We start from the raw sequence: 7,101 nt of genomic DNA on the forward strand, positions 1-7,101 counted from the left end.
ATATGTGCAGGAGAGCCCGAATCTTGCAGGAGCGCCTAGAACGACATCCGCTCGCCCCACGCCTCGCGCAGGCGCTTGCGAGCGCGCGAGAGCGCGGCATCGGCTCCTGAGCGGGAGATGCCGAGTGCCTCGGCGAGCTCTGCCCCGTCGAGGCCCTCCCACGCATGCAGGAGCAGGATCTGCCGGTCGCGTTCGCCGACGCTCGCGAGCGCGCCGCGGAGTTCCGCGTCGAACAGCGCACTCAGCTCGGGGTCGTCGGCGACGCGCACCGCGCCCGCCTCGGGCACCTCGTCGACCGGGAGGTCGATGTGCTTGCGGCGGTGGTTCGCGAGGGTGAATCCGGCCGTGCGGTACAGCCACGGCAGCACGGCCTCGCGTGGCACGTCGTCACGGCGGCGCCAGGCGGTCACGAAGACATCGGCTGCAAGGTCTTCGGCGTCCTGTCGCGGGCCGCGACGGGCGAAGTAGCGCACGAGCGCGGTCGAGTGCTCACGGACGATCGCAGTGAACCACTCCACGTCGGCGCTCATCACGGGCGAGTCGGCGCCCTCGGGCATCGCCACCCCCTCGGTCACGTCGGCGGCTGCAGTGGCACTGGCGATCCTCACGCCATGTATGTGTCGCGTCTGCCGCGAGTCTTGCACGGGATGTCGCGAATGTGGTGATCCCGCGCGACGTGAAGGCTGAGAACCACTGGCGGGCGAGCGTCTCCCCCGGTGACCGCCTGCGGTTGACCGCCGCCGCCATGCAGTCCCGCTCCGCGCCTCTACCGCTTTCGCTCCCGCATGTGTATCGTTTCTCGATAGTTGTCTACCGATTATCGATAGGAATATCATGCAACGGCCGACCATCCTCGCGCTCAAGGCGCTCATCGCCGTGATGCTCCTGCTGCTCCTCTCCTGCCAGCTGTTCCTTGTGCCGGGGACGGCCCGCAGCCTGGCCGCGAACTACCCCGAGCTCGCGGGGCTCCAGGTTCCGGGCATCGTCATCGCCGTGCTGTTCCTCATGTGCGTCGAGGTCGTGATGCTGTGCGTCTGGCGTCTGCTGTCGATGGTCGGCGAGCAGAACATCTTCAGCGCCGACGCGTTCCGCTGGGTCGACGTGATCCTCGGCGCGATCGTGACGGCGACCCTGCTCATCGTCGTCGCCTTCGCGATCCTGGCCGCCGCGGGCGTCGGCAACCCGTCCATCCTGCTGCTCGGTTCACTCGGCGTGGTCGTCGGTTCGGGGCTCTCCTTCCTCGTCATCGTCATGCGCGGACTGCTGCGAAACGCGGCGCAGTTGCAGCACGATCTCTCCGAGGTCGTCTGATGGCCATCGTCATCGATCTCGACGTCGAACTCGCCCGCCGCAAGATGTCGGTCGCCGATCTCGCGGCGGCGATCGACATCACTCCCGTGAACGTTTCGGTCCTGAAGAACGGCCGGGCGAAGGCGGTGCGCTTCTCGACGCTCGACGCCATCTGCCGCGTGCTCGAGTGCCAGCCGGGCGACATCCTGCGTTGGGTGCCCGATGAGACGGATGCCCCGACCGACGCCGAATCGGAGGTCTCAGCGTGACCCCGCCCACGACCTCCGTAGCGCGCGGATGGAGCGACGCCGCGGTCGCGTACCTGCTCGATGCGACCGTGTGCCCGGTGTGCGCGCGCGACCGCCTGCGTGACGGTCGGTGCCCGACGTGCGGCACGCTCGTCGACGCTGAGCTCGGCTCGGCGCTCGCCGCCGCGTCTGCGCAGGCCGCCGCCGCGATCCGAGACCGTCAGGCGGTCGTCGATCAGATTCCGGTGCCGGTCGAGATGGGTGACCGAGTCGCGGCCATGGATGTCGCGGCGCGCGCTTCTCTGGCAACCGTCGGCCCCGAGGCATCCGACACGATCGCACCGCCGTCGAGCGAGAACACGCCGCGAACGCCCGCGGCCGCCGCGCGTCCCGAATCGACTGCGACGGTGCAGTCGGTGCTCGCCGTCGCGGGCGCCGGGCTCCTCGCCGTCGCGGCCGTCGTCTTCACCTTCTTCAACCCCGACCTCACCGACCTCGGCGCGCGCAGCGCGATCATCACGGCGATCACGCTCGTGTTCATCGGCGGAGCGTGGTGGCTCGCCCGTCGCGGCCTGCGCTTCTCGGCAGAATCGGTCGGCGGTCTCGGGCTCGTGTTCGGTGCGCTCGACATCGCTTCGATCGTCGAGCCGGCCGCCGACCCGGCGAGCGCGTGGCTCGCCGCCGGGGTCGCCACGCTCGTCGGCGGCGCTGCGATGGCCGCGTTCGGGCTCCTGGCACGCATCCGCATCTGGGTCTGGGCATCGTTCGTCGCGCTCGCGACGGTTCCCGCGATGTTCGGGTACGCGGGTGAGGCAGTCGGCGCATCACTCACCGGCCACCTCGCTGCGGCGTATGCCGCGTTCGGCCTCATCGCGCTCGCTCGCCGCGTGGCGCCCCGGTTCGGCAGGCGTCTCGTCGCAGAGGAGCGCACCCTCACGGTCGTGCAGGTCGCCGCCGTTCCGCTCACTATTCTGCTGATGCCGTTCGTGGACACGGACTCGAGCGCGGCCCGCTGGCTTCTCGTCACCGGCGTCCTCACCAGCGTCGCGGTGCTCGGCGTGCTCTCTTCGCGCCACCCGGGGGGCGGTTTCTGGAGCGCCCTCGCCGGTTTCACGGGCGTCGCTGCGGTCGCGGTGCTGCCGTTCGCGACGGGCGTCGGCGACGGACTGCCGGTGTTCTGGGCGATCGCCGTGCTCGTCGGGGCCGCGACCCTCGGCGTCGTGGCAGCGTGGGCGCTCGCGCCCGGGCTCCGCGGAGTGGCGCAGCACGCCTTCAGTGGCGGCGCGCTCGGCGCGGTCGCGGCATCCGTCGCCGTGCCTGCGTTCACCGGGGCCATGACGGTTCTCACCGCGCTCGTCGGCACGCTCACCCCCGTGCCGTACGACGGGCCGCTCACCGCGACCGGCGACATCGCCGCAGTCGCGTCGGCCTGCGCCGCATCGGCCGTCGGTTTCGCCTCGATCGCGGTGATCACCGCACGCCGACGCCGTACAGTGACCGCGGAATCCGAGGCGGCACCCCAGAGCGGGGCCGACGGCGCGCTCGGCACGATTGCAGCGCTGCTCGCAATGCTTGCCTGGCTGCTGCTCGCGTGCGCGCCCGGGCTCCCGATCGGTGTGCGCATCATGATCACGCTGGCACTCGTTCTGCTCGTCGCCGGTGTCCTGCGGTTCGTCGCCGTGCTGCGGCCCGGTACCCTCCTCGGCGGTTCGCTCCTCGGTGGCGCGCACGTTGCGATCCTACTCGGTGCGCTGCTCGCGAGCACGGATGCCGCGACTCAGCCGTGGGCTGGAATCGCGGTGCTCGTGGCGCTCACGGCGCTCGCGCTCGTCACCCCCGCGAAGGTGCGTTTCCTCTACGTCGGTGCGGGCTTCGCCTACTCTCTGGCGGTCGTGGCGACAGTGCTCGGCACGACGGCGCTCGAAGGGATCGCGCAGTGGTGCCTCACGACCGCGGTCGGCCTGCTCGGCGCGATCGTCGCGACCTTCCTGCCGCGGGTCGGAGCGCGCTCATGGTGGGCGATCCTCGCGGTCGCCGCCGTGCCATTCGGTATCGGCATCGTGCAGGTCGTCTTCGAGCGCAGCGGTTGGACCGCACTCTCGACGGGGCTCATGCTGCTGCTCGCGGCAAGCCTCGTCATCACGCGCCGCCCCGGTCTCGGCGTCGGGCTTCGCACGGCGGCCGCAGCGCTCATCGTGCCGAGTGCCGCTGTGGTCGTGGTCTGCCTCGGAGCCGAAGTACTCACCGCCAGCGCCTCACCCATCGTGCTGCCCCTGATCGCGGCGATCGTCGCCGGGGTCCTGCCCGCGACTGCGGCCATCGGGCGGGCGCTGGAGCGTCACGGGCTCGGCCCCGTGGCATCACGCGCCGCGCGCATCGCCATCGAGTGGTCGACGCTCGCGACCGGCGCGATCACGGTGCTGCTCTCGCTCGTGCGCATCGCGGCAGGCCTCGAGACGACACTCGTCGTGCTCGTCGTGCTCGGACTCGGCGCCATCGCGATGGCGGTCGTGCAGCGCCGCCGACTCGGCTGGTGGCTCGCTGGGGCGAGCTTCACCGGCGCGCTCTGGAGCATCTGGGGCCTCGCCGGCATCACCGAGATCGAGGCGTTCCTCGTGCCGCCGGGCGTGGCCGCGGCACTCGTCGGCGCGGTGCTCACCGCTCGCGGTGCGCGCGGCGTGGTGCTCGTCGCATCCGGTCTGCTCGTCGCGGTGCTACCGACGCTGCTGACGCTCGGGGTCTCGTTGCTCTCGATCGCGGAGGGCGACGACGCCGACCGCGCCGCCGACCTGCGCGGGTGGGCACTGATCTGCGCGGCCTGGGTGCTCGTCGCGACCGGTCTCGTGATCGGCCGCGGGGGCGGCGACGGCGGTACCCGGCGCGCGGCACGACTCCGGACAATACGGCCGGCGGTCTTCTCGTCGGCGATCGTCGCCGCCGCGGCCGGCGCACTGCAGGGCGCGCGCCTGGGTGTCGACGGCATGCCCGGGTCACCCCTCGTCGGCATCCCGCTCGTACTCGTGTGCGCCGGCGTCGGCCTCATCGGCGCGGCGGCGGCGACGACGGCCGGGCGTGCGATCGCCGCGGGCGCTCCAACCGGTTCGGCGCTCGCTCGATCGCGGTGGCTGACCGCTCCGGCGCTCGTCTACCTCGCACTCGCGGCGTGGCCCGCGATCCGCACCGAGTGGCCCGAGATCTGGTCGATGTGGGCGCTCATGCTGGCCCTGCTGGCCGTCATGCTGCTCGCGGCGGTGCGCTCGCTCTCCGCGCACACGAGCCTGCCACCCGTGTGGTTCGCATTCGCGGTCGCGTTCGTGACGGCGGTGGTCGCGTGGAGCCCGCGCGAACTGCGCGTGGAGTGGTTGTCGGTGCCGCTCGGCCTGTTCCTGCTCGCGGCCGGCGTGGTCGCGCTTCGGCGGGGCGGGGCCGACGACTCGATGCGGGATGCCGCGGCATCGACCGATGACGTCCGTCGGCGCTCGCTCACGACCTGGCCGGCGAGCTGGACCGGATCGTGGGCGCTGCTCGCCCCCGGGCTCGTCGTGCTGCTCTCCGCGTCGATCGCGGCGACCTTCACCGACCCGCAGACCTGGCGAGCGATACTCGTCATCGTGTTCGCGCTCACCGCGATCCTCGTCGGCTCATCCCTGAAGCTCGCTGCGCCGTTCCTCATCGGCATCATCGTGCTGCCGATCGAGAACGTCGTCGTCTTCGCCGTGCAGATCGGCCGCGGCATCGAGTCGATGCCGTGGTGGATCACCCTCGCAGTGGTCGGCGCCGTGCTGCTCATCATCGCCGTCACGACCGAGCGGCGCGCGGGCGCCCAGCAGGGCATCGCCGCCCGGCTGGGTGATCTGCGATGAGGTGAGCGGTGGCCCGGCCGCGCTCGCGAGAATCGCACGCACCCGCGCCTCCATCGAGCGGCGATCCGGGTCCAGACAATCCGAAAGGCCCTGGCGTCGGTCGACTCGTCGGGCCTTTCTATGCCGAAGCGTCCTTCGGTGGTGAGGATGATCATACGCCCCTCGTCGCAGGATTCAAGAGGTTCGTGACATTCGCTCACATCCGGCCGACAGGCCGCGCATGGGCCGGCGACAAGCCGCTCGCAGCTCGGAGGTTCCTACAGTCGCTGCGGGCTCAGCGACGTCGGGCGACGATCGCCCGTAGCCGAGCAGGTCGGTGTACTCGACGGCACGGATCGATACCGCTCCCGCACCTCATCTACAGTCAACCGCGCCGCCCTACGCCCTCTTCACGCCCCGCCCTGTCGGTCAGACCGAGGCGAGGAACCCCTTCACTCGCTCCATGAGCAGCGCCGACGCCTCGGCGTCGTACGCGTCGAGCGAGGGATCGGCGAAGAGATGCTGGTCGCCGGGATAGACGAACAGCTCGGCGTCGCTCGTGGAGCCGACGAGCTCGCGTGCGGCCGGCAGGTCCTCGTCGAAGAACTCGTCGGCCTCCTTGCCGTGGATCTGCACCGGCACTCCCTCGGGCCAGGCTCCCCCGAACTCCGCGACCGGGATGCAGGAGAACATGAGCAGCGCCCCGCGGGCACCGGGCCGGGTCTGCGCGAGTCGCTGGGCGATCGTCACGCCGAACGAGAATCCTGCGTAGACGAGCTCGGGCCCGAGCTCCGCCGCCGCGGCGGCGCCGCGCTCCCGAATGGCCTCGAAACCCGCCTCGCGGGCGAATGCGAACCCCTCCTCGATGCTGTCGAACGTGCGACCGTCGAAGAGATCGGGCGTGTGCACGATGTGGCCGGCCTGCCGCAGTTCGTCGGCGAACGCCTGCACTCCGTCGGTCAGGCCCTGGATGTGGTGGTACAGCAGTACTTCGGCCATGTCAGCGGCATCCCCGTTCAATTGATCGACTATTTTGGATCATTCCACGATGCTAGTCTGTTCGGTCATGGCGGACAACCCTCCTGGCTACGAGCTCGCCGATCGGATGGCGCTGACCGAGCCCGCCCAGGTGAGGGCGATCGGCCATCCCCTCCGCACCACGATCCTGCAGCTGCTCCACGAGCGCGCCGCGACCGTCACCGAGTTGGCGGCGGCTGTCGAGCGACCCAAGAGCACGGTCGCCCACCACGTCGATGTGCTCGCCCGCAACGGCCTGCTCCGGGTCGTGCGCACGCGGAAGGTGCGGGCGATCGAGGAGCGCTTCTACGGGCGCACCGCCCGCATGTTCTCCATCATGGCGGAGACCGCCGCCCTCGGCGGCGAGGCAGCGGGCGACTTCAACGACTTCGAGGTCGCCGCCCGCGAGTCGGCGACGGCGTTCGATCAGGGAAGTCTCTGGGGCTTCATCCGGCACGCACGCATCTCGGAGGATCAGGCATCTGAGTTCTGGGACCGCATGGCCGGGCTGGTCGATGAATTCGACCGGCTGCCGAGGTCGGGCGAGACCGTCTACGGGTTCACGATCGGCATCTACCCAACTGCGTTCCCAGCCCTGCCGGCCGCAGAGTGAGGTGGCCGCCTGCTTCTTGCCACTCCTAGTAGTACTTGGTTAGGTTGGTCCGGCTCGTTGGTTGCAGTAGGGGCAGTGGCCGAGGATCTGG

At 70.7% G+C, this 7,101-nt stretch carries 6 protein-coding genes; 4 read left to right on the forward strand and 2 right to left on the reverse strand.

Features of this window, described 5'->3' with window-relative positions:
* Positions 1–35: 35 nt before the first annotated feature.
* On the reverse strand, positions 36–608 hold the full coding sequence (locus ABD164_RS16885) for an RNA polymerase sigma factor (RefSeq protein WP_344297672.1): 573 nt from the start codon (positions 606–608) through the stop codon (positions 36–38).
* A 226-nt stretch (positions 609–834) separates the two neighbouring features.
* On the opposite strand from ABD164_RS16885, the gene ABD164_RS16890 reads away from it, so the two are divergent.
* The 3 genes from ABD164_RS16890 to ABD164_RS16900 are packed head-to-tail and all read left to right on the forward strand — an operon-like array spanning position 835 to position 5,401.
* A complete protein-coding gene (locus tag ABD164_RS16890; RefSeq protein ID WP_344297674.1) occupies positions 835–1,311 on the forward strand; it encodes a DUF2975 domain-containing protein in 477 nt (158 codons plus the stop codon).
* On the forward strand, positions 1,311–1,559 hold the full coding sequence (locus ABD164_RS16895; RefSeq protein WP_344297676.1) for a helix-turn-helix domain-containing protein: 249 nt from the start codon (positions 1,311–1,313) through the stop codon (positions 1,557–1,559). Before ABD164_RS16890 ends, ABD164_RS16895 begins: the two co-directional genes overlap by 1 nt.
* Entirely contained in the window at positions 1,556–5,401 is a 3,846-nt protein-coding gene (locus ABD164_RS16900; RefSeq protein WP_344297678.1) for an SCO7613 C-terminal domain-containing membrane protein, read from the forward strand. The genes ABD164_RS16895 and ABD164_RS16900 overlap by 4 nt, the downstream gene beginning before the upstream one ends.
* 408 nt (positions 5,402–5,809) lie before the next feature.
* Here ABD164_RS16900 and ABD164_RS16905 read toward each other — a convergent pair whose 3' ends face one another.
* Positions 5,810–6,379 (reverse strand): dienelactone hydrolase family protein, encoded by a 570-nt coding sequence (locus tag ABD164_RS16905; RefSeq protein ID WP_344297680.1) that lies wholly within the window; start codon positions 6,377–6,379, stop codon positions 5,810–5,812.
* Between the two features lie 67 nt (positions 6,380–6,446).
* On the opposite strand from ABD164_RS16905, the gene ABD164_RS16910 reads away from it, so the two are divergent.
* Positions 6,447–7,010, forward strand: coding sequence for an ArsR/SmtB family transcription factor (locus ABD164_RS16910; protein ID WP_344297682.1), 564 nt, complete (start codon positions 6,447–6,449; stop codon positions 7,008–7,010).
* Positions 7,011–7,101 lie beyond the last annotated feature (91 nt).

It is taken from the genome of Agromyces neolithicus (assembly GCF_039529735.1).
GTDB lineage: Bacteria > Actinomycetota > Actinomycetes > Actinomycetales > Microbacteriaceae > Agromyces > Agromyces neolithicus.

Excerpts from the sequence above, each read along its gene's own strand:
- ABD164_RS16905 (WP_344297680.1), bottom strand. The coding sequence starts at position 6,379 with ATGGCCGAAGTACTGCTGTACCACCACATCCAGGGCCTGACCGACGGA.
- ABD164_RS16890 (WP_344297674.1), top strand. The coding sequence starts at position 835 with ATGCAACGGCCGACCATCCTCGCGCTCAAGGCGCTCATCGCCGTGATG.
- ABD164_RS16910 (WP_344297682.1), top strand. The coding sequence starts at position 6,447 with ATGGCGGACAACCCTCCTGGCTACGAGCTCGCCGATCGGATGGCGCTG.
- ABD164_RS16895 (WP_344297676.1), top strand. The coding sequence starts at position 1,311 with ATGGCCATCGTCATCGATCTCGACGTCGAACTCGCCCGCCGCAAGATG.